The 18,528-nt window shown below is 70.4% G+C and carries 17 protein-coding genes; 1 reads left to right on the top strand and 16 read right to left on the bottom strand.

Going from position 1 to position 18,528, the window contains the following annotated elements; genetic code table 11:
- Positions 1 to 139 precede the first annotated feature (139 nt).
- The 9 genes from ACWIGU_RS05255 to ACWIGU_RS05215 all read right to left on the bottom strand — a co-directional run bounded on the left by ACWIGU_RS05255 (position 140) and on the right by ACWIGU_RS05215 (position 9,239).
- Entirely contained in the window at positions 140 to 475 is a 336-nt protein-coding gene (locus tag ACWIGU_RS05255; protein WP_454397625.1) for an MFS transporter, read from the bottom strand.
- Positions 476 to 509: 34 nt separating this feature from the next.
- Positions 510 to 2,324 carry a glycoside hydrolase family 2 protein gene (locus ACWIGU_RS05250; protein WP_454397623.1) on the bottom strand — a complete coding sequence of 605 codons (1,815 nt, stop codon included), beginning with the start codon at positions 2,322 to 2,324 and terminating at the stop codon, positions 510 to 512.
- Between the two features lie 54 nt (positions 2,325 to 2,378).
- Positions 2,379 to 3,008 (bottom strand): hypothetical protein, encoded by a 630-nt coding sequence (locus tag ACWIGU_RS05245; RefSeq protein ID WP_454397621.1) that lies wholly within the window; start codon positions 3,006 to 3,008, stop codon positions 2,379 to 2,381.
- A 6-nt stretch (positions 3,009 to 3,014) separates the two neighbouring features.
- On the bottom strand, positions 3,015 to 3,851 hold the full coding sequence (locus ACWIGU_RS05240) for a carbohydrate ABC transporter permease (protein WP_454397619.1): 837 nt from the start codon (positions 3,849 to 3,851) through the stop codon (positions 3,015 to 3,017).
- Complete coding sequence (locus ACWIGU_RS05235) at positions 3,848 to 4,816, bottom strand: carbohydrate ABC transporter permease (protein WP_454397617.1); 969 nt, start codon at positions 4,814 to 4,816, stop codon at positions 3,848 to 3,850. Before ACWIGU_RS05235 ends, ACWIGU_RS05240 begins: the two co-directional genes overlap by 4 nt.
- Positions 4,813 to 6,147 carry an ABC transporter substrate-binding protein gene (locus tag ACWIGU_RS05230; RefSeq protein WP_454397615.1) on the bottom strand — a complete coding sequence of 445 codons (1,335 nt, stop codon included), beginning with the start codon at positions 6,145 to 6,147 and terminating at the stop codon, positions 4,813 to 4,815. The genes ACWIGU_RS05235 and ACWIGU_RS05230 overlap by 4 nt, the downstream gene beginning before the upstream one ends.
- Before the next feature lie 301 nt (positions 6,148 to 6,448).
- A complete protein-coding gene (locus tag ACWIGU_RS05225; RefSeq protein ID WP_454397613.1) occupies positions 6,449 to 7,177 on the bottom strand; it encodes a cupin domain-containing protein in 729 nt (242 codons plus the stop codon).
- Entirely contained in the window at positions 7,171 to 8,094 is a 924-nt protein-coding gene (locus ACWIGU_RS05220) for a DUF6807 domain-containing protein (RefSeq protein WP_454397611.1), read from the bottom strand. Before ACWIGU_RS05220 ends, ACWIGU_RS05225 begins: the two co-directional genes overlap by 7 nt.
- Positions 8,091 to 9,239, bottom strand: coding sequence for a Gfo/Idh/MocA family protein (locus ACWIGU_RS05215; RefSeq protein ID WP_454397609.1), 1,149 nt, complete (start codon positions 9,237 to 9,239; stop codon positions 8,091 to 8,093). The genes ACWIGU_RS05220 and ACWIGU_RS05215 overlap by 4 nt, the downstream gene beginning before the upstream one ends.
- Positions 9,240 to 9,419: 180 nt before the next feature.
- On the opposite strand from ACWIGU_RS05215, the gene ACWIGU_RS05210 reads away from it, so the two are divergent.
- Positions 9,420 to 10,466 carry a LacI family DNA-binding transcriptional regulator gene (locus ACWIGU_RS05210; protein WP_454397607.1) on the top strand — a complete coding sequence of 349 codons (1,047 nt, stop codon included), beginning with the start codon at positions 9,420 to 9,422 and terminating at the stop codon, positions 10,464 to 10,466.
- Positions 10,467 to 10,545: 79 nt separating this feature from the next.
- Here ACWIGU_RS05210 and ACWIGU_RS05205 read toward each other — a convergent pair whose 3' ends face one another.
- The 7 genes from ACWIGU_RS05205 to ACWIGU_RS05175 all read right to left on the bottom strand — a co-directional run bounded on the left by ACWIGU_RS05205 (position 10,546) and on the right by ACWIGU_RS05175 (position 18,421).
- On the bottom strand, positions 10,546 to 12,420 hold the full coding sequence (locus tag ACWIGU_RS05205; RefSeq protein WP_454397605.1) for a DUF2264 domain-containing protein: 1,875 nt from the start codon (positions 12,418 to 12,420) through the stop codon (positions 10,546 to 10,548).
- Complete coding sequence (locus ACWIGU_RS05200; protein ID WP_454398583.1) at positions 12,417 to 13,397, bottom strand: hydroxyacid dehydrogenase; 981 nt, start codon at positions 13,395 to 13,397, stop codon at positions 12,417 to 12,419. The genes ACWIGU_RS05205 and ACWIGU_RS05200 overlap by 4 nt, the downstream gene beginning before the upstream one ends.
- Positions 13,398 to 13,420: 23 nt before the next feature.
- Positions 13,421 to 14,293, bottom strand: coding sequence for a carbohydrate ABC transporter permease (locus ACWIGU_RS05195; RefSeq protein ID WP_454397603.1), 873 nt, complete (start codon positions 14,291 to 14,293; stop codon positions 13,421 to 13,423).
- A complete protein-coding gene (locus ACWIGU_RS05190) occupies positions 14,290 to 15,273 on the bottom strand; it encodes a carbohydrate ABC transporter permease (RefSeq protein ID WP_454397601.1) in 984 nt (327 codons plus the stop codon). Before ACWIGU_RS05190 ends, ACWIGU_RS05195 begins: the two co-directional genes overlap by 4 nt.
- Before the next feature lie 31 nt (positions 15,274 to 15,304).
- Positions 15,305 to 16,648 (bottom strand): ABC transporter substrate-binding protein, encoded by a 1,344-nt coding sequence (locus ACWIGU_RS05185; RefSeq protein ID WP_454397599.1) that lies wholly within the window; start codon positions 16,646 to 16,648, stop codon positions 15,305 to 15,307.
- Positions 16,649 to 16,754: 106 nt separating this feature from the next.
- On the bottom strand, positions 16,755 to 17,918 hold the full coding sequence (locus tag ACWIGU_RS05180; RefSeq protein WP_454397597.1) for a substrate-binding domain-containing protein: 1,164 nt from the start codon (positions 17,916 to 17,918) through the stop codon (positions 16,755 to 16,757).
- On the bottom strand, positions 17,846 to 18,421 hold the full coding sequence (locus ACWIGU_RS05175; protein ID WP_454397595.1) for a PucR family transcriptional regulator ligand-binding domain-containing protein: 576 nt from the start codon (positions 18,419 to 18,421) through the stop codon (positions 17,846 to 17,848). The genes ACWIGU_RS05180 and ACWIGU_RS05175 overlap by 73 nt, the downstream gene beginning before the upstream one ends.
- Between the last annotated feature and the right edge of the window lie 107 nt (positions 18,422 to 18,528).

Below are 18,528 nucleotides of genomic sequence, written 5' to 3'. Positions count from 1 at the left end.
GATGTGCGTACCGTAACTCCGCACACCTGTGATGCGCGTCGCCCCTCCGGGGCCCGCCCTCCGGGCGGACGACGGGAAGGTGAAGACAGGCCCTGGACGGACCGGGACTCCGGCGTGTGGGAGGGGTATGCGCCGCCCGTCACCGGTGGAACGGACGGCTCCGGCGGGCCGACACCTCGTTGCCGCCGGTCTCCTCGAGCGAGCGGTTGCGGGTCTCCTCGGCCCAGGCGACACAGGCCAGGAACCCGGCGAACGTGATCCCCGCCCCGATGTACATCGTCGGGCCCGCCCCGAGCTCGGTGAGCGACACGGGCACGAGGAAGGTGCCGACAGCCGCGCCACAACGGGTCAGCGCGACCGCCGCGCCGACCGCGACCGCTCGGATGTGGGTGGGAAACAGCGCAGGGGTGCTTCCCCGGCCGGAGCGCGTCGCAGCGAGTACTGCCGTCAGCCTCGCCGCGGTCGGCTCCTCCACCCCGAGCGTGACGACGGGACAGTAGGCGGCAAATCTATGTGCCGGCCCCCGACCGGCCTCGGGTCCGGGTCAGGATTTTGTGCAACTCCGCCTCGGGGAGCTTCGGCTGGCGGTCCGCGGTGAACAGGCCGTTGATCTCCTGCTCGGTGTCGGTGAACTGGGTGAAGCAGAAGCCGGCGAGGCCGGAGTCCACCGCGGCCTCCACCAACACGGCCAGACGCTCGGCGAAGTCCTCCTTCGTGCTCACGGTGTCGTAGCCGAACCACTTTGCACCTTCGGCCGGTTCGAAGGTGGCCCCGCCGAACTCACTCAGTACGACGGGCTGTCCCTGGTGGCGCACGCCGTCCAGGACGAGCCGTTTGGCACCGGGCCACTGCTCGACGATCTCGCCCTGCCGCAACGAGGAGTGTCCGTAACGCTCGCGCAGTACCTGCGCATGCTGCGTGTAGTCGTGCACACCCCAGATGTCGGCGGCGGAGATCTCCCAGCCGTCGTTGGAGACCGACGGGCGTGACGGGTCGAGCGCCTTGGTCAGGTGGTAGAGACTGTCCATGAAGTGCCGCTGGGCGGGGACGAGCGCCGGGTTCGGGACGGACCAGGACTCGTTGATCGGAACCCACGCGACGATCGACGGGTGGCTGAGGTCGCGCGAGATCGCCTCGGTCCATTCGCCGACCACCCGCTCGACGGTCCGCGTGCCGAACGCGTACGCCGACGGCATCTCCTCCCAGAGTATGAGGCCCAGCCGGTCGGCCCAGTAGAGGAAGCGGGGATCCTCGATCTTCTGGTGGATGCGCAGCCCGTTGAGGCCGATCGACTTGGCCAGTTCGGCGTCTCGGCGCAACGCGTCTGCCGGGGCCGCCAGATGGGATCCGGGCCAGTAGCCCTGCTGGAGCGCGAAACGCAGGAAGTACGGCTTGTGGTTGAGGAGGAAGACACCGTCGTCCCAGCCGATGTCGCGCAGACCGAGGTAGGACGTGACGCGGTCGACGGGCGTGTCGTGGGCCGCGTCGTTCAGCGTCACGATCGCGTCCACGAGATGGGGCTGCTCGGGGCTCCAGAGCAGGTCGCCGAGGTCCTGAGCGTGCCGAAGGGCCGGCACCGCGACGTCGAACTCCGTCTCCTGGCCGTCGGCCAGCGTGCGCTGTTCGGCGAGCACCCGGTCGCCTTGGGAGAGGCGCACCGTGACGGACAACGGGCGTCGCGGCCACTCGCTCAGCCGGATCCGGCAGCGGACGCGGGCGTGGGCGACATCGGGGGTCCAGTGCAGGACCGTGATGTGCTCGTCCGGCACGTCCTCCAGCCATACCGGCTGCCAGATCCCTGAGGTGCGGTGGTACCAGATGACGTGCGGGTCCCGCCGCCAGTCCTGCTTGCCGCGAGGCTGCGTGGCGTCGAGCGGCTGGTCCTCGGCCCGGACGACGACGGTCTGCTCACCGTCCCGGTGGACGGCATCGGTGAGGTCGCAGGAGAAGCCCGTGTGGCCGCCTTCGTGACGTTCTACCAGTTGTCCGTTCACCCACACCTCGGCCCGGTGGTCGACTGCGCCGAAGTGCAACAGCAGGCGCCGGCCCGCTGCCGGCCGGGTGACCTCGAACGTGCGCCGGTACCAGAGCACGGGGTGGAAGGCGGTGTCGCCGATGCCCGAGGCCTCGGACTCGGGCGGGTAGGGCACGGTGATGGTGGCGGTGAAGGGTCCGGTGGTTTCCGGGTCCATCCAGCGGCCGGCGCGGCCGCGGTTCGCGTCGTCGTAGGCGAACTGCCACGGACCGCTCAGGTCACGCCAGTCGGGGTCGCGGACGAGCTGCGGCCTCGGGTGGCCGGCGGCGTCCAGATGGGAGTACGGCATGCGGGAACTCCGGTGGTGTCGTACGGGAGCGTGGAGGAGGGGCGTCGCCGCGGATCAGTCCGCGGTGCAGCGGAGCTCCACGACTGTGGCGGCGAACGCCAGCGGACCGGACAGGAGGGGAGCCAGGAGGGGAATCGACCATGCGAGGAGCAGGCTCAGGAGCACGGCACCGGCGAGGAGGAGCGAGCCGCGCGGGTCGGCGACGCTGCGGAGGAACCCCTCGCGTGCGGACAGCCGGTGCGGAGCCTGAAGCGCCGTCGCGCGCAGCCCCACGATCATGACGCCCAGAGTGAGCAGCGCCAGCGCGGGTGACATGACGGCCGCTCCGGGCAGCGAACTGCGCAACAGCGCGGCGTCGATCAGGAGGACGAGGGCGAGCAGCGGCGGAACACACCCGGCGGCCAGCACCCGCGCGGACATGTGTGCGCGCAGGTGAGCGACGTACGTACCGGCCCTGACAGGGAGGCCATGGACAGCGGTCTGCCGCAGGGCGGTCGACGCGGCGGCGAACGCTGCGGGTGCCGTGACGACCGGGAGGCAGGCGGCGGTGGTGAGCAGGCCGACCAGGAGCACGTCGGCGAAGAGGGAGAAGCCCGGCCCGAAGACCTCGCCGGGCTCCCGGCGATCGCGGCTGTCCCGGCTGGGCGCGGTGGGCGCGGTGGGCGCGGTGGACGCGTGGGTCATGGTGGCTCAGCCCTTCAGCCCGGAGGTGGCCATGCCCTGCACCAGATAGCGCTGGAAGACGAAGAAGAACAGCACGATCGGCAGGACAGAGATCACCGACATGGCGAACATGGGCCCGTACGCGGACGTGCTGGACTGGTCGACGAAGCTGCGCAGGGCGAGGGTGATGGTGAACTTCTCCGGCGCGAACAGATAGATCATCTGCGTGAAGAAGTCGTTCCACGTCCAGATGAACGTGAAGATGGCGGTGGTGATCAGCGCGGGCCGGGTCAGGGGGAGCGTGATCGACCAGTACGTGCGGAAGGCGCCGCAGCCGTCGATGCGGGCGGACTCCTCCAGCTCGCGCGGGAGCCCGCGCATGAACTGGACGATCAGGAAGACGAAGAACGCCTCGGTGGCAAGGAACTTGGGCAGGACGAGCGGCCAGTAGGTGTCCACCATGCCGAGCCGGTTGAAGATGATGTACTGCGGGATCAGGACGACGTGGTGCGGCAGCATCAGCGTCGCCACCATGAACGCGAACATCACCTTGCTCATACGGAAGCGCAGCCGGGCGAAGGCATAGGCGGCCAACGAGCAGGACAGGACGTTGCCCACGACGGCGCCGCCCGCGATCAGCAGGGTGTTGCCGAGCAGTCGTGTGACGGTGATGCCCGAGACGCCGTCCAGCGCGGTCGTGTAGTTCGACCACTCGAAGTGGCTGGGCCACAGGTCGAGGCTCGTCACCACCTCGTCGGCCGGCTTGAGCGACGTGGCGAGGAGCCAGGCCAGCGGATACAGCAGTACGAGCAGGCAGACGGCCGCGGCCGTGTGCGGCAGCCACCGCTTCATGGCGATGTTCATCGTCCCTCCTCGTCCGCGTAGAAGACCCAGGACCGGGACGTCCGGAACAGGATCAGGGTGATCGCGGCGATGGCGATCAGCAGCATCCAGGCCATCGCCGCCGCGTAGCCCATGTGCGAGGCGGTGAAGCCGCGTTCGTACAGATAGAGCGTGTAGAACATGGTCGAGTCGGCGGGGGCGCCCTTGCCGCCGCTGATGACGAAGGCCGGTGTGAAGACCTGGAAGGAGTTGATGATCTCCAGCACCAGGTTGAAGAAGATGACCGGGGACAGCATCGGCACGGTGATCGAGACGAACTGCCGCCAGCGGCCGGCGCCGTCGAGCGAGGCGGCCTCGTAGAGATCGGGAGAGATCTGCTGCAGACCCGCCAGGAAGATCACCATGGGTGCCCCGAACTGCCATACCGTCAGCAGGACCACCACGTACACCGCGAGGTGGGGGTTGCCCACCCAGCCGCCCACGTCGATGCCGACCGAGTCGAGAAGTCCGGAGACCGTGCCGCCGTCGTTGAACAGCGCCTTCCACACCAGGGCTATGGACATGCTCGCCCCGAGCAGGGAAGGGGCGTAGAAGGCGGAACGGTAGAAGGCACGGCCGCGGTTGAGGTTCTTGAGGAGGATCGCGACACCGAGGGCGAGGCCGAGCTTCAGCGGGACGGCCACGACGACGTACAGCATCGTGGTGCCGACCGACCGCCAGTAGCGGGGGTCTTCGGTGAGCATCTCGGTGTAGTTGCGCAGGCCCACCCAGCGCGGCGGATCGAACAGGTTGTAGTCCGTGAAGGACAGGTACAGGGAGACGGCCATCGGCACGAGGGTCAGGACCAGCGCGCCGATCATCCACGGGGAGAGGAAAACGTAGGCGGGCCACTGCCGTTCGCGTACCTGGCGCCGCCGCCGGGCCGGCGCCTGGCGGTCCGTGTCCGGGGCGGGGCGCGAGGGCGCCCTGGTCGACACAGTGCTCATGACCTCAGCTCCCGGTTGGCCTCGTCGATGAGTTCGCGTGCCGCCTGGCGTGGTGTGGCCAGGCCGTACATCACGCGCTGGTATTCGCGGATGAATGCGGTCTGGATCGCGACATCGCCCCGTGGCGGGGCGGTCGGCGGGGCGTCCAGGCCGTACTTCTCCATGGTCTGCGCGTACTCGTAGATCTCCCGCTCGGGGCCCTTGAGCGTCTTGGCGACGCGGGCGGCGATCCGCCGGTTGGGCGGAGTGGACCGGGAGAAGGCGAGGATGTCGCCGACCCGTTGGTCATTGAGGAGGAAGTCGACCAACTGCGCTGCCTCCTTGGGGTGTTCGCTGTCCGCGCTGATGCCGATGAGCATGCTCGGCTTGAAGTACGAGCCCTGGTGGCCGTCGGTCGTGGGGACCGGTGCGAAGTGAACGGAGTCGCCCAGCAGGGCCGGGTAACTGGGGAACGGCGCGTCCCAGGTGAAGTCGGCGGCGGCGAGGTGGCGGCCCATCGGGCTCGTCTCTGTGCTGTTGGCCTGCGCGGTGTCCCTGGCCTGAGCGATGGCGCCGTCCTTGCGCAGCCGGTCGCAGAACGTCCAGAACGCGGTGAGGTCGTCCTCGGTGAACCCGAGCTCGGTCTGGCTCGCGTAGAGCTGTCCGCCGCGGCTGCGCAGCCAGGTCTCGAACACGTCCTCGTTGGTCCCGCCGTCATTGGCACCCGCGAAGGGGCGGCCGTCGGGAGACTTCAGTCCCAGGGCCGCGATCTTCTTGTTGGCCCTTTCCCAGTCCTGCCAGGTCCAACTGGGCCTGGGCGTGGGGATGCCGGCCTTCTCGTAGACGGCGGAGTCATAGGCGTAGCCGGTGATGCCGCGGCCCATGGGAAGGGCATACTGCCCGCCCTTGTACGTGCCGGTGCGCAGGAAGTCCCTGCTCATGTCGGACGTGCGGATCGTCCCGTTCTTGATGACGTCGTCCAGTGACATGAGCGCGTCCCCGCCCGCGTACTGGGACACCTGCCGGTAGTCGAGCTGGGCCACGTCGGGCATGCCGCCGCCCGCCGCCTGCGTGGCCAGTTTCTGCAGGTACGCGCCGAAGTCCCCGCTCGATGTGCGGACGGTGACGCCGGGGTGTTCCTTCTCGAAGAGCCGCACGGCCTGCTCGGTGCGCGCGGCACGGTCGTCGTTGCCCCACCAGGAGAACGTGAGGGTGACGCCGCCGGATGTACTGCCGCTCGCGGTGGCGCAGGCGGTGAGCGTGGAGTTCAGCGCGGTACTGAGGCCGACGGCGGCCGCGGCCAGGACGGCCCGGCGGGGGAGTGGGCGCCGGCCGCTTCGGGGCTCGGGCATGGGGCCTCCCAGGGAACGGTGCGTGGATGGAGGGGGAGGGGCGGGGTGTGAGCAGCCCCGTGGCTGGGTGTCCGGCGGACGGGGTGGTGACCAGCCTCGCGGCCGGAGGCAGATGGTCGGGGTGGTGAGCAGCCCCGTGGCTGGGCGTCCGGCGGACGGAGTGGTGACCAGCCCGGTGGCTGGCTGTCCGGCCGGCGGGGTGAAGACCAGCCCCGCGGCCGGAGGCAGATGGTCGGAGTGGTGACCAGCCTCGCGGCAGGTGTGCGCTGGACGGGGTGGCGACCAGCCGCGAGGCCGGGTCTCAGATGCCGAGGTAGACGTCCAGTCGGCCGCACATGCCGAAGCGTCCCCGGGCGGTGGGCCCGGTCGCGGTGACGCCGGCCCGGGCCAGGTGCCCGGCGTCCTTCGCACGCAGAGCGCCGAGTTGGGCCCCGGTCGCCGCCGCGGCGGCATGTGCGCCGTCCTGCCAGCGCTGCTCCCAGGCGTCGAGGCGCGGGCGGATCAACTCGGCGGCGGCCCGCTGGAACGCCGCCAGCGGTTGCGGATCGCCGCCCTCGGTGGCTTCGCGCAGTTCCAGGAACCGGCGGGTCGCCAGATCGCGGCGGGCGCGGGCGACCTCCACCTGCTGGGCTTCCGGGACGTCGGTTGGGATACGGATCGCGGTCGCGTAGGTCTCGGCGTCGGTGAGGAGGTCCTGGGGGAGGGTGAGCACCGCGTCGCCCGCTTCGGGCAGGCCGCTGTTCTGCATCACGACGGTGATCTGCAGGCCGCCGGCATTGGTGAGCCGATGGATCGTGCCCGGCGTGAACCAGGCCACGGTGCCCGGCTCCAGGGGTGTCTCCTGGTAGCCGGACGTCGTCAGGGTCTGCACGGTGCCGCGCCCGGCCGTCACCACGTATCCCTCGCTGCACGTGAGGTGCAGATGCGGGGTGCCGCCGCCGGGCAGCCCGTCGACCGTGGGCCAGTCGTAGACCGTCAGGTGGGACACACCCACCGCCCCCGGGAAGCCGTCGTACGTCGCGCTCACCACGCGTGCCCCCGCAGGTGCGCGTCGACCTGCTTGCGGTCCCAGGCGCCGTCGGCGATCGTCACGCGATAGCTACGGGTGAGGGTGTCGCCGGGCGCGAGGACGAGCTCCTCGTGGAAGGCCCAGGACGGCGCGACCGCGGCGAACGGGTCGCTGCGCACGAACCAGTGAGCGGGGTGCGTTCCCTTGTCGCCCGCGTGGTCGTTGGCGGCGGCGTGCTCGAAGACAAGGGTGGCGTGACCATCGCGCTCGTCGTGTTCACCGACGTACGCCAGCCAGGGTGCTTGACTGCCCATCAGGTCTCCGCCGTCCGCTTCGGCGGTGAAGACCCGCCCGTCGCGGAAGGCACGAGGCCCGCGCCAGAACAGCCCGGTGTACCCGGCCGCGGGACGGCCGTGGGTGGTGGGACTGCCGAAGCGCAGCGGTTCGTCGCGCCGGTTGGTGACGGCCGAGGCCCACGTGAGCGACCAGCTGCCGGAATCCGCGTCCACGTCGCGCACCTCGATGCGGCGTTCCTCGTCGGCCCACAGTTCCTCGGTGTGCGGGTGCCAGGTCAGACGCTCGGCGATGACGGCGCGGCCGTCCGTGGCGGAGACCTCCTCGAAGGCGACGTGGGCCATCGAGCCGACCTTCTCGGGCTGGGCGAGGTATCCGTCGCCGTGCACGTAGGTGTTGCCGCCCCACAGGTTCTGGCCCGACAGGTGAGAGGCCGTCAGCTGCAGTCCCTTGTGCCAGCGGTGGTCGTTGGGGCGGTAGTCGGTGACGACCGCGCCGGAGAGGGTGCGGATCGGGTGCAGGTACGGCTTGGGGGCCTCCCATGCGGCTTCGGGCCGGTACACGTAGGCGAACAGCTCGGTGCCGGTGGCCGCGTGGGCGACGGTGATGCGGTCGCCGTGGGCGTGGGTCAGTGCGAGCGTCATGCGGGGTCCTCCTCCTGGTGGGGGGCGGCCGGCGCCCATCCCTGGGCGTTGCCGTGCAGGGCGGTGTAGTAGGGGTCGCCAGGGGTTATGTCACCGGCGCGGACGGGCACGTCGGTGAACGCGGACTTGTACAGAGCGGTGATGAACTCGAGCGTCTGGCGTCCGCCCGCGCCGCTGGTGGCGTGGCGTCGCCCGGCCTTGATGTCGGCCACGAGCGCCCGCAGCTGGGCGAGGTGCGAGCTGGGCTCGTCCTCGCCGAAGTCGTGCCAGCCGGCGACGGTCTCCTCGGGGACGCCGGGAGCGGGCGTGATGCGCCAGTCGGCGTTGCGGTAGCCGTACAGGTGCGTCAGCTCGATCGTCGCGAGCTCGCAGTCGATGCGGATGCGGCTGACCTCGTCGGGGCTCAGCACGCTGTTGACGACCGTGCCGACGGCACCGTCGGCGAACCGGATCTGGGCGGTGGACACGTCCTCGGTCTCTACGTCGTGCACGAGCCGCGCCGCCATGCCGCGCACCTCGGTCCACGGCCCCATCAGATCGAGCAGGAGATCCGTCTGATGGATGCCGTGACCCATCGCCGGGCCGCCGCCCTCGGTCGCCCAACGGCCGCGCCACGGCACGGCGTAGTAGGCGGTGTCCCGGTACCAGGTGGTCTGGCAGTGCGCCACCAGCGGCCGGCCGAACGCGCCCTCGCGCAGCAGTCGGCGTACGTGCCGGGCGCCGGAGCCGAAGCGGTGCTGGAAGACGATCGACGCGTACGGGTCCCCGTCACCGCCCTTCTCGGCCGCCTCGACGGCGTCGTAGTCGGCCAGAGACGGGCACGGCGGCTTCTCGCACCAGACCCAGGCACCGGCTCGTAGCGCCGCGACGGACTGTTCACGGTGCACGGCGGGCGGGGTGCACAACACCACGAGATCCGGGCGCACTTCGGCGAGCATCGCGTCGAGATCCGTGGACGCGTAGGGAATGCGGAACGCGTCGGCGAAGGCACGTACCGCGGTGTCGTCCACGTCCACCACGGCCACGACGTCCGTCTCCCCTTCCGCGGCCAGCTTCTGCAGGGCCGGCAGATGGCTGGACCGCGCGATACCACCCGCTCCGACGACGGCCGCGCGGAGCGGACGGAGGGGACGATCTGGAGACATGGGAACCCTCTCGAGAGACGGACGGCAAGCGCTTGCCGTGAGGTGGTTCCAACGTTGTAACCGTCACGTGTCCGCAGGGTCAACCCCCTCGTCGGAAAGAGTTTGCCGGCGGCGGAAACCCTGGTGAGTCGTGCTCATGGGTGCATAATCTGGGGGAACTTCGAGGGCGGGGGCGATCGAATGGCAGCAGTGACACTCAAAGACGTGGCGGAGCGCGCGGGGGTGTCGATCAAGACCGTGTCTAACGTTGTACGTGATGCCCCGAAGGTGTCCGAGGCGACGCGGACACGGGTGATGCGCGCAGTGACGGAGCTCGGCTACCGGCCCAATCCGTCGGCCCGAAGACTCAGGACCGGGCGCAGCGGCCTGATCGCGCTGGCGGTCCCGGATCTCGCGACGCCCTACTTCGCGGAGCTCGCACACCACGTGAGGACGGAGGCGGCGGCGCTGGGCTTCACCGTCCTGATCGAGGAGACCCTGGGGGACGCCGGCGAGGAGCTGCGTCTGGCCACCGGTGTCGGCGCGTCATTGCTGGACGGCGTGATCCTTTCGCCGCTGCACGTCTCACCCGCCGAACTCGCCTCCGTGGCAGACGAGTTCCCCCTGGTGCTGCTCGGCGAGCGCAGCTACGAACGCGGTCGCGTCGTCGCAGACCACGTCCTGATCGACAACGTCGCCGCGGCGCGCGAGGCCACCGCGCACCTGGCCGGACTCGGCCGTACCCGGATCGCCGCCATCGGTGTCGACCGACCGGAGTCCGCGACCAGCCGCCAGCGCCTGGAAGGCTTCCAACTGGCGCTGCACGAAGCGCGGTTGACCTACGACCCCAGGCTTGCGCCGCCGGTGAAGGAGTTCGGCCGCCGTGACGGGCTCCTGGCGATGCGCACCCTGATGGCGCTGCCGGCGGATGTGCGGCCCGACGCGGTGTTCTGCTTCAGCGACCTGCTGGCCGTAGGAGCCCAGCGGGCCGCGTTCGAAGCGGGCTTGCGCATCCCCCGGGACATCGCCTTGGCGAGTATCGACGGCTCCGCGGAGGCGCTGTACAGCACGCCCTCTCTCACCTCGGTGGTTCCTGACAAGGCCGCGATCGCCTCCCTGGCCGTGAAGTGCCTGGCGACCCGCATTCGCGCGGACGACGCCCCGCCGTTCGAGGTGCACGTGGCCCCCTACTGGCTGGAGGTGCGGGAATCCACGAGCGGTGAGCGGCAGCCGCTGCCCGCCGCCTGACGGACCGGCGCCCGGCCTGCGGCCCGCACATGCGTGCCGCAGGCATCAAGGACGCGGACCGGCGGTTCAGGAGCGGGCCTCACCCATGGGTGACGCGCACCGGCTCGAAGGACACGGCGGTCTGCGGACCGTCGGCCCACAGCACGTGCAACTCTCCCTCGCTGAACCGCACTTCGGACACCACGTCGGTGAGCGGAGCGCTGGGCTCGTCGGCGCTCAACGACGCCAGCGCCACGAAAACCGCCGTTCCCTCGGCCTCGCCGGCCAGTCGCGGCACCCGCACCCACCGCTCGTACGCCGTCCCCTGCGGCGCCCGCACGTCGTCCCGTTCGCCCCACCCGTACAGGCCGTGCAGCTGCGAACCCAAGGCGTCCGAGGCCCACCCCGTGAGCGTGACCCCCGCCCCGTGCGGCGCCCCCACGACCCGGTGCACCCGCAGCTCGTACCGGCCCCGGGCCACGGTCACGCTCTCCACGCGCAGCCCCGGCACCATCGGCGGGCCCGAAGCGAACACCGGCAGGTGCGAGGACGCGGCCCAGCCCCACCCGTCACCCTGGCCCGCGCCCAGCGGACGGATCCGGCGCCGACTGCTGGCCGCGCCGCCGACCACGACCGACAGATGGTTGTCGGCGACATTCGTCCGGGACGTCGGGCCCGTGTGCGTCGAGTACGCGTGACGGCCGTACAGCGGGTCGTCCTGGGCGGCCGACTCCGACTCGTGCGGGCGGACGTGGTCGCTGCCGTGGTTGTGGAGCCGTACGATCCCGTCGGCTCGCGTCGACTGGACGAGCAGTCCCGGCGCGGGCAGTGCGAGCACCCGGTCCGGGCCCTCGCTCGGCGCGGGCTCCTCGGTCGCCGTCCACAGCGGATCGTCCTCCGGCGCGAGCAGCGCCACGAACCCCTTCGACGCCCAGTACGGTGATGCCGGCCCCGAGTACGTCTGCAGCGTCGCGTCATGCGGGCCGTGCCAGCCCAGGCTCAGCAGCCCGTCGTCCGTCACCCCGCCCCGGTCGAGGAAGTAGCGCAGGCTCCCGCTGACGAGGCGGCGCGACGTCCCCGGTGTCAGCGGAGTGTGGCCGGTGACGGCGCCGATGCCGACGGCCGCCGAGGCCGCGAACCGGTAGGTCAGCGAACGCCCGAAGTGGATCGGCGCCCCGTCGGCGCCGAAGAGCAGCGAGAACCCTTCGAGGTGCTCACGCAGACGGGGCCCGAACCGGGCCGCCAGCGCGGTGTCGCCGGACAGGTGCGCGTGCAGCATCGGGTACAGGTGTAGCGCCCACCCGTTGTAGTGGTCGAAGGCCTGCCCGTCGCCGTCCGCGTACCAGCCGTCGCCCCGGTACCACGTCTCCATCAGCCCAAGTGCCCGCTCCATGGCGCGCGTTGTGGCCTCGTCGCCGCGGCCGACCGACTCCAGGAACGACGCCACCGTGAACGGGAACAGATACCAGTTGTTGGGTGCGGGCGTGTGATCGATCGCGCCGCGCAGCCAGGTCTCCACCCGGTCCTGCACATCGACGTCGAGCCGGTCCCACAGCCACGGCCGGGTCAGGGACAGGCCGAGCGCCACGGACGCCGACTCGACCATCGGCTGGCCCTGCACATGGTGTTCGAGGATCAGCGGCCATGACTCGGTGTCGTCCCGGCCGGGCGTCCGGGTGCCCGCCGTGAGGCCCTGCGCGTACCGCTCCAGCCAGCCGTGCGGGTCCTTTCCGCCGGCGCCCGCGACCCGGAAACCGGCCGCCAGGAACGTACGGGCGAAGCCTTCGAGGCCGTCCGAGCGGACCCCGGACGCGGAGGGGCGTCCCGGAAGGTCGAGCAGGGCGCCCTCGGGTGTGGCCCAGCGCCACGCGGCGCCGAGCAGCCCGTCGGCGACGGCCTCCCAGTGGGCACGCGTGTAGCCCGTGCAGGGGCTCAACTCGCGGTCGTCTTCAGGCAGTTCGAACGGAATGGTCATGCGAGGAACGCCAGCCTTTCGCGTCGTACGGGATGGGCGAAGCCGTCGCCCGCGGCCCACCGGGCCACCTCGCCGACGGCCGTGTCGGCGAGGCGTTCCCACTCGTTGCCCTGGGAACCTGCGAGGTGGGGCGTGATCAGTGCGTTCGGACAGGACCACAGGGGGTGAGCGGCGGGCAGGACTTCGGGGTCCGTCACGTCGAGCACCGCCCGGATGCGGCCCGTGCTCACGGCATCGGTGAGTGCGTCCTGGTCGACGACGGCGCCGCGCGAGGTGTTGATGAGGGTGGCCCCCGCCCGCATGGAGCCGAGCAGCTCCCGGCTGACGAGGCCGCGCGTGGCCGGCAGCAGCGGCGTATGGACGCTCAACAGGTCGCTGCGCGCAAAGAGTTCAGACAGTTCCACCCACTCCACGCCCAGTTCGGCGGCCTCCGCCCCGGTGACGTACGGGTCGTGCAGCAGCACATCGAAGTCGAAGGGCCGCAGCAGCTCGATCACCCGGCGGCCGATCAGGGACGCGGACAGCAGACCCACCGTCCGGCGGTAGTTGCCCACCTCTTGCGTGGTCAGCAGCCAGTTGTCGCGCGCACGGGCACGCCGGAAGTCGCGGGCCCGTTCGAGGACGTTCTTGCCGTGCAGAAGGATCATCGCGAGGGTGTATTCCGCGACCGGCAGCGCGTTGGCCGCGGCGGCCGAGGACACCTCGACGCCCTGTTCCCAGCAGGCGTCGGTGACATGCCCGCGCACCGAACCGGCCGCGTGGACCACGGCCTTGAGGCGCGGCGCCGATGCCAGTACGTCCGCGTCGAGCGGCATGCAGCCCCAGCCGGTGACCAGCACCTCGACATCGGCGAGGACCTCCTTGGCCCGTACGGTCGTCAGGTCGTCCAGTACGGGCAGCGGCGCCAGGTCGCACACCTCCGCGAGCGCGGCCACGGACCGCGGCGTGAAGACGGCCGCCGCGGCCTGGGGGGACATGGCCAGCGCCACGCGGGGCTTGCTCACTTGACGGCCCCCGCCGTCAGGCCGGACCGCCAGAACCGCTGGAGGAAGATGAACGCGAGGACGAGAGGAAGGACCGCGAGGAGCGAACCCATGATCACCACCGGGTAGTACTCGGGAGAGACGGTCGCCTGGCTGTTCCACTGGAACAGGCCCAGGCTGACGGGATAGAGCTTCTGGTTGGACAGCATCACCATCGGCAGGAAGAAGTTGTTCCAGATCGCGGTGAGCTGGAAGAGGAAGACCGTGATCAGGCCGGGACCGAGCATCCGCAGGGAGACACGGACGTACGTCGTCAGCTCACCGGCGCCGTCGACACGGGCCGCCTCCAGGACTTCGTTCGGCACGTAGCCCTGGGCGAAGATGCGGCCCAGGTACACACCGAAGGGGTTGAACAGGACCGGGACGAAGACCGACCAGAAGGTGTTCACCACGCCGGTCGCGGACGCCAGCAGGTACAGCGGCAGCGCGAGCACCGTCTGCGGCACCATGACCGCCGCGAGCACCAGGCCGAACAGCTTCTCCTTGTGCCGGAAGTGGTACTTGTCGAAGGCGTAGCCACAGGCGACGCTGATCATCGCGCCCAGCGTGGCGCCGAGCACCGCGTACAGCAGGCTGTTGCCGTACCAGCGGCTGTAGAGGCCGCCGTCCATCGCGAACAGGTCCTTGACGTTCTGGACGAACGAGAAGTCCTTGAAGGAGAGGATGTTGCTGCTGAACAGCGCGTCGCCGGACTTGCCGGCGGCGAGCACCAGCCACAGCGCCGGCAGCATCGTGTAGAGGACGGAGATCGCGACGACGACGTTGACGGTCGTACGGCCCAGCAGACGGGGGCGCAGCAGGGTGGACCTGCTCAGCTCGGCAGTGGTCATCGGGCGTTCTCCTCGGCCGAGTTGACGCGGTTGGTCCAGCGGGTGACGCCGTAGGAGACGGCGATCGTGATGACGAGGAGGATCACCGACGCGGCGGCCGCGAGCGAGTAGTTGTTACGGCTGAACGCCGCGTCGTAGATGTACATGCTCGGGGAGAACCGGGCATCGACGACCTGCGAGCCCGCGCGCAGCAGCATCGGTTCCGTGAACAGCTGCAGCGCCCAGATCAGTGTGAACATCGCGACCATGACGATCGACGAGCGCACCAGCGGTGCCTTCACCTGGAGCGCGGTGCGCACCGGACCCGCCCCGTCGACCACGGACGCCTCCAGGACCTCCCGGGGGACCGCTTGCAGGGCCGCGTAGAAGACGACCATGTTGTAACCGAGGTTGCTCCACACCGCGATGTTCACGATCGACGGAATCGCGGTGTGCAGGCCCAGGAAGTCGACGGTGATGTCGGCCTTGCCGAGCACCTGGATGATCGGGCTGATACCGGGTGTGTAGAGGTACAGCCAGATGAGCGCGGCGATGATGCCGGGCACCGCGTGCGGCAGGAACAGGCCCAGCTGGGCCCAGGAACGCAGCCGTACGAGACCCGAGTCGAGCAGCAGCGCCAGCGCCAGGGAGCCGATCGTCATCACCGGGATGTAGATCACGCAGTACAGCGCGACCGTGCCGAGGCCGGACAGGAACGACGGGTCCGTGAGCACGGCGGCGTACGAGCGCAGGCCGACGAAGACCGTGCGCTCCGGGCCGAAGCCGAGGCCCGGCTGGTCGTCGCTGAAGAAGCTCAGCCACACCGCCGTCGCGACCGGGATCAGGAAGACGAGCGTGAGGAGGATGAAGAACGGGGCCATCAGGACGCCCGCGGCGCCGCCCCGGCGGCGCCCCGCCGCACGCTGCGCCTTGCGCCGGGCGCCGTCCGCCTCCCGCGGGGGAGCCGCCGCCGTAGCGGGGACATGGGTTGTCGCGGTCATGGGACTCACCTGCCTTTCGGGATGCGGGGGCTCACGTGGAGTGCTGGGTGGTCTTGAGGCCGAGCGCCTTGAGATCGGGCATCGTTCCGTCCTGCGCGGCGCGCATGGAGGACTCGATCGTGCCGGAGCCTGCCGCCGCCCGGGCGAAGGCGTCCGACATGACCTGCCCGGTCGCGGTCATCCGGGGCCCCCAGACCCAGCCGTCGCTGATCTTCCGGGCCTCGTTCTCGAACAGCGTGTAGATGTCCTGCCCGCCGTAGTACGAGCGGTCGAAGGCGGCGCGTCCCACCTTGATCAGTTCGGTCGCGGCCGGGTACTGGCTGCTCGCGCCGCTGGAGAGCCGGGCCTTGAGGGCGTCGGGGTGCGAGACCTGCCACTCGATGAACTCCATGGCGGCTTCCGGGTGCTTGCTGTCCTTCGTGATGGCGAAGGTCGAGCCGCCGTTGGTACCGAGCGCCGGCTTCGCCGGGTCCCACTGGGGCTGCGGGGCGATCCGCCACAGTCCCTTCTGCTGGGGGCGCGCGTTCATCTGCGCACCCGCCTCCCAGGCGCCGCTGTGCCGGGTCAGGACGAGGCTGTTGCCGACCTGGGCGTCGGCCTCGCGGCTGTTGGGGGGATTGACATAGACGAGGTCCTCGTCGATGAGCCGCTGCCAGTAGTGGGACACGCGGCGTGTGGGCGCGTCGGCGAGCGACACGTTCCAGGCGCCTTTCGAGGTGTCGAACCAGTGCGCACCGGCCCCCCAGCACCAGCCCGAGAACTGGCCCATGTCCGTGGAGAAGAAGGTCACCTTGCGCTTGCCGCCGGTACGGCGCACGGCGCGGGCCAGATCGGTGTACTCGTCCCAGGTGGTGGGGACGTCGAAGCCGTACTTGTCGAAAAGGTCCTTGCGGTAGTGCAGCACCATCGGCTCGACGTCCAGGGGCACGCTGTACGTACGCCCCTGGAACGTCGTCAGTCCGAGCGCCTGCGGCAGCAGTTTGGCTTTGAGCTTGTCGCTGATCGCGTCCGTGATGTCCCGGGCCACACCGTCGATCGCGTAGCCCGGGACCTGCGGGTACTCGATGGTGGCGACGTCGGGCGCGTTGCCCGCGCGAGCCGCGTTGCTGAGCTTGAGATACCCGCCGGAGGTGCCGGACGGTATCTGCTCGAAAGCGACCTGGATGGTGTCGTGAGTCTTGTTGAACGCATCCACCACTTCCTGGCTGCCGCGGAGCGCGGACCAGAACGTGATGGTGGTCGTGCCTTTGGTACCGGACTTGCTGCTGCTCCCGGATGACGCGCTGTCGTTCCCGCTGCAGGCGCTCAGGGCGCCCGTCAGGGGCAGCGCGGTGATCGCGGCGAGCACCGATCGACGGCTCTGTCGACCAGGCATGGGCGCCTCCCGCGGCTCCTGCGTGTTCGAGTCACGGGAATCCTGATCGGCTGACCGGATTTGGTCAATAGAGCGATCAGAAGAAAATGAAACGGTCAAACGCTCATTATGGGGCGGCAGTTGTGCCGCGGGTTCCTGTGGCTTCGGACGCGTGCGATTCCGCGGTGTGCGGGGCCTGAGTCGAACCGCGCACCTGCAGAGTGGGGAGCAGCTCCAGGCGTCGCGCCGGTCCCGCCCCCGAGGCCGACGTCTGCCCGCCGAGCCGGCGCAGCAGCAACTCCGCCGCCGCCCGGCCCACCTCGGCCTTCGGCGGCGAGACGGCCGAGAGCGGCGTGCTGCCGAGACCCGCGACCACGTCGTCGTACGCGATCACGGAACAGTCCTCCGGGACCCGCACCCCGCCGTCGCGCAGCGACTGCACCAGCATGAGCGCGTCCACATCACCGTGCAGCACGGCTGCCGTCGCACCCAACTCGGCCAGCAGTCGGGGGAGTTCAATGGGCTTCTCCGCCGCCTCCGCCGCGGGGTCGGGAGCCGCCCCGGGCGAGCTGAGCGCCACTGCCCACTTGTCGACGTCGGGATGGTCCGCGGCGATCTCGACGAACGCCGCGCGCAGGGCGCGGGCGGTGGGGCTGTCGTCCCTCGCGGCGAGCACGATACGCCGGTGGCCGAGGCCGGTGAGGTGTTCGACGGCGAGATGGATGCCGTACCAGTGATCGGTACAGACCGTGTCCACGGCATGCAGCGCGCTGCCGCGCCGGGGCCTGCGCTCCATCACGACCGCGGGCACCGGCAGGGAGGCGAGCCACGTGTAGTCGGCCTCCTCCGTGGCCCTGCTGCGCCAGCGCGGGGCGATGAGCAGGCCACGCGCGCCGGCCGCCAACGCCTGTTCCACGATGGGCTGTTCGGCTCCCGCGACAGCCGGCGCGATGTGCAGCGCGATCCGTATCCCCGCCTCTTCGAACGCGGTCCGGGCGCCGTGCAGCGCCTCGTAGAGATACGAGTGGCGTTCGGGAACGACGACCGCGACCGGACCGCCGTCGGCCATCGGTTCGACGGGGGCAGCGGCGCGTTCCGTCTCGGGCAGCACCGGGCGGGCGACGCCGTGACCACGGCGCAGCTTGCCCTCCCTGGCGAGTTCCTCGACATCGCGGCGCAGCGTCACCACCGACACGGCGAGCTCCGCGGCGAGATCGCTCACCCGTGTCGCCCCGCGCGACTGCACCACGGCGAGAATCCGCTGCCGCCTGAGATCGACCGGTTCACGCATGCTGATGGCCCCCTCGACACCCGCTGTTCGTTTGAGCGCTTCCGTGAACGCTTCGGCGGCAGCATAACCAGCGGGTGCGGGAAGGTCAGCCCTTCGACGGCAGGGACCTCGGTGCGGTGCGGGGCTGCCCTGTGCGCGGATCCGCCGGCCGGAGCCGGGCCGCACGGTCGTGCGCACCAGGCCGGGACCGTCAGTCCAGAACCGGCATCCCGCGTTCCTCGGCCGCGGCGTGGAACGCCTGGCGCAGCGCAGGCATGGGCAGCTGGGCGGAGACGGCCAGGGCCCCCGGCGTCGTCGAGCCGTTCCAGGTAGGCCCGCTGCCCGGCGGCCGAGGGCGGCATCGCGAGACCCGTCGTCGTGATCATTTCGGCGCCCAGGAGCCAGGGCGTGGGGTCGTCCAGTTCGCTGACATACGCCCACGACACCGAGCGGTTCAGGCCCGCCGTGCCCGCGACCGGGCGCAACTGCAATGCGGGGTAGGACAACAGATCCGCGACGGTCACCCCGCTGGCGGGCCACCCCGTCGGTGCGGCGTTCTTTGTGCTCAGCCACAGAGTGAGGCTGTCTCTTCGTGCCCGCACCGATTGCCGTGGCAATCCCTTGCCGTGCA

The sequence above is a fragment of the Streptomyces sp. NPDC055400 genome (assembly GCF_053644375.1).
Note: the sequence above shows the minus strand (reverse complement) of the source record. Positions and strands in the feature narration are given on the sequence as shown.

Excerpts from the sequence above, each read along its gene's own strand:
- ACWIGU_RS05250 (WP_454397623.1), bottom strand. The coding sequence starts at position 2,324 with ATGCCGTACTCCCATCTGGACGCCGCCGGCCACCCGAGGCCGCAGCTC.
- ACWIGU_RS05245 (WP_454397621.1), bottom strand. The coding sequence starts at position 3,008 with ATGACCCACGCGTCCACCGCGCCCACCGCGCCCACCGCGCCCAGCCGG.
- ACWIGU_RS05240 (WP_454397619.1), bottom strand. The coding sequence starts at position 3,851 with ATGAACATCGCCATGAAGCGGTGGCTGCCGCACACGGCCGCGGCCGTC.
- ACWIGU_RS05235 (WP_454397617.1), bottom strand. The coding sequence starts at position 4,816 with ATGAGCACTGTGTCGACCAGGGCGCCCTCGCGCCCCGCCCCGGACACG.
- ACWIGU_RS05230 (WP_454397615.1), bottom strand. The coding sequence starts at position 6,147 with ATGCCCGAGCCCCGAAGCGGCCGGCGCCCACTCCCCCGCCGGGCCGTC.
- ACWIGU_RS05220 (WP_454397611.1), bottom strand. The coding sequence starts at position 8,094 with ATGACGCTCGCACTGACCCACGCCCACGGCGACCGCATCACCGTCGCC.
- ACWIGU_RS05215 (WP_454397609.1), bottom strand. The coding sequence starts at position 9,239 with ATGTCTCCAGATCGTCCCCTCCGTCCGCTCCGCGCGGCCGTCGTCGGA.
- ACWIGU_RS05210 (WP_454397607.1), top strand. The coding sequence starts at position 9,420 with ATGGCAGCAGTGACACTCAAAGACGTGGCGGAGCGCGCGGGGGTGTCG.
- ACWIGU_RS05205 (WP_454397605.1), bottom strand. The coding sequence starts at position 12,420 with ATGACCATTCCGTTCGAACTGCCTGAAGACGACCGCGAGTTGAGCCCC.
- ACWIGU_RS05200 (WP_454398583.1), bottom strand. The coding sequence starts at position 13,397 with ATGTCCCCCCAGGCCGCGGCGGCCGTCTTCACGCCGCGGTCCGTGGCC.
- ACWIGU_RS05195 (WP_454397603.1), bottom strand. The coding sequence starts at position 14,293 with ATGACCACTGCCGAGCTGAGCAGGTCCACCCTGCTGCGCCCCCGTCTG.
- ACWIGU_RS05190 (WP_454397601.1), bottom strand. The coding sequence starts at position 15,273 with ATGACCGCGACAACCCATGTCCCCGCTACGGCGGCGGCTCCCCCGCGG.
- ACWIGU_RS05185 (WP_454397599.1), bottom strand. The coding sequence starts at position 16,648 with ATGCCTGGTCGACAGAGCCGTCGATCGGTGCTCGCCGCGATCACCGCG.
- ACWIGU_RS05180 (WP_454397597.1), bottom strand. The coding sequence starts at position 17,918 with ATGCGTGAACCGGTCGATCTCAGGCGGCAGCGGATTCTCGCCGTGGTG.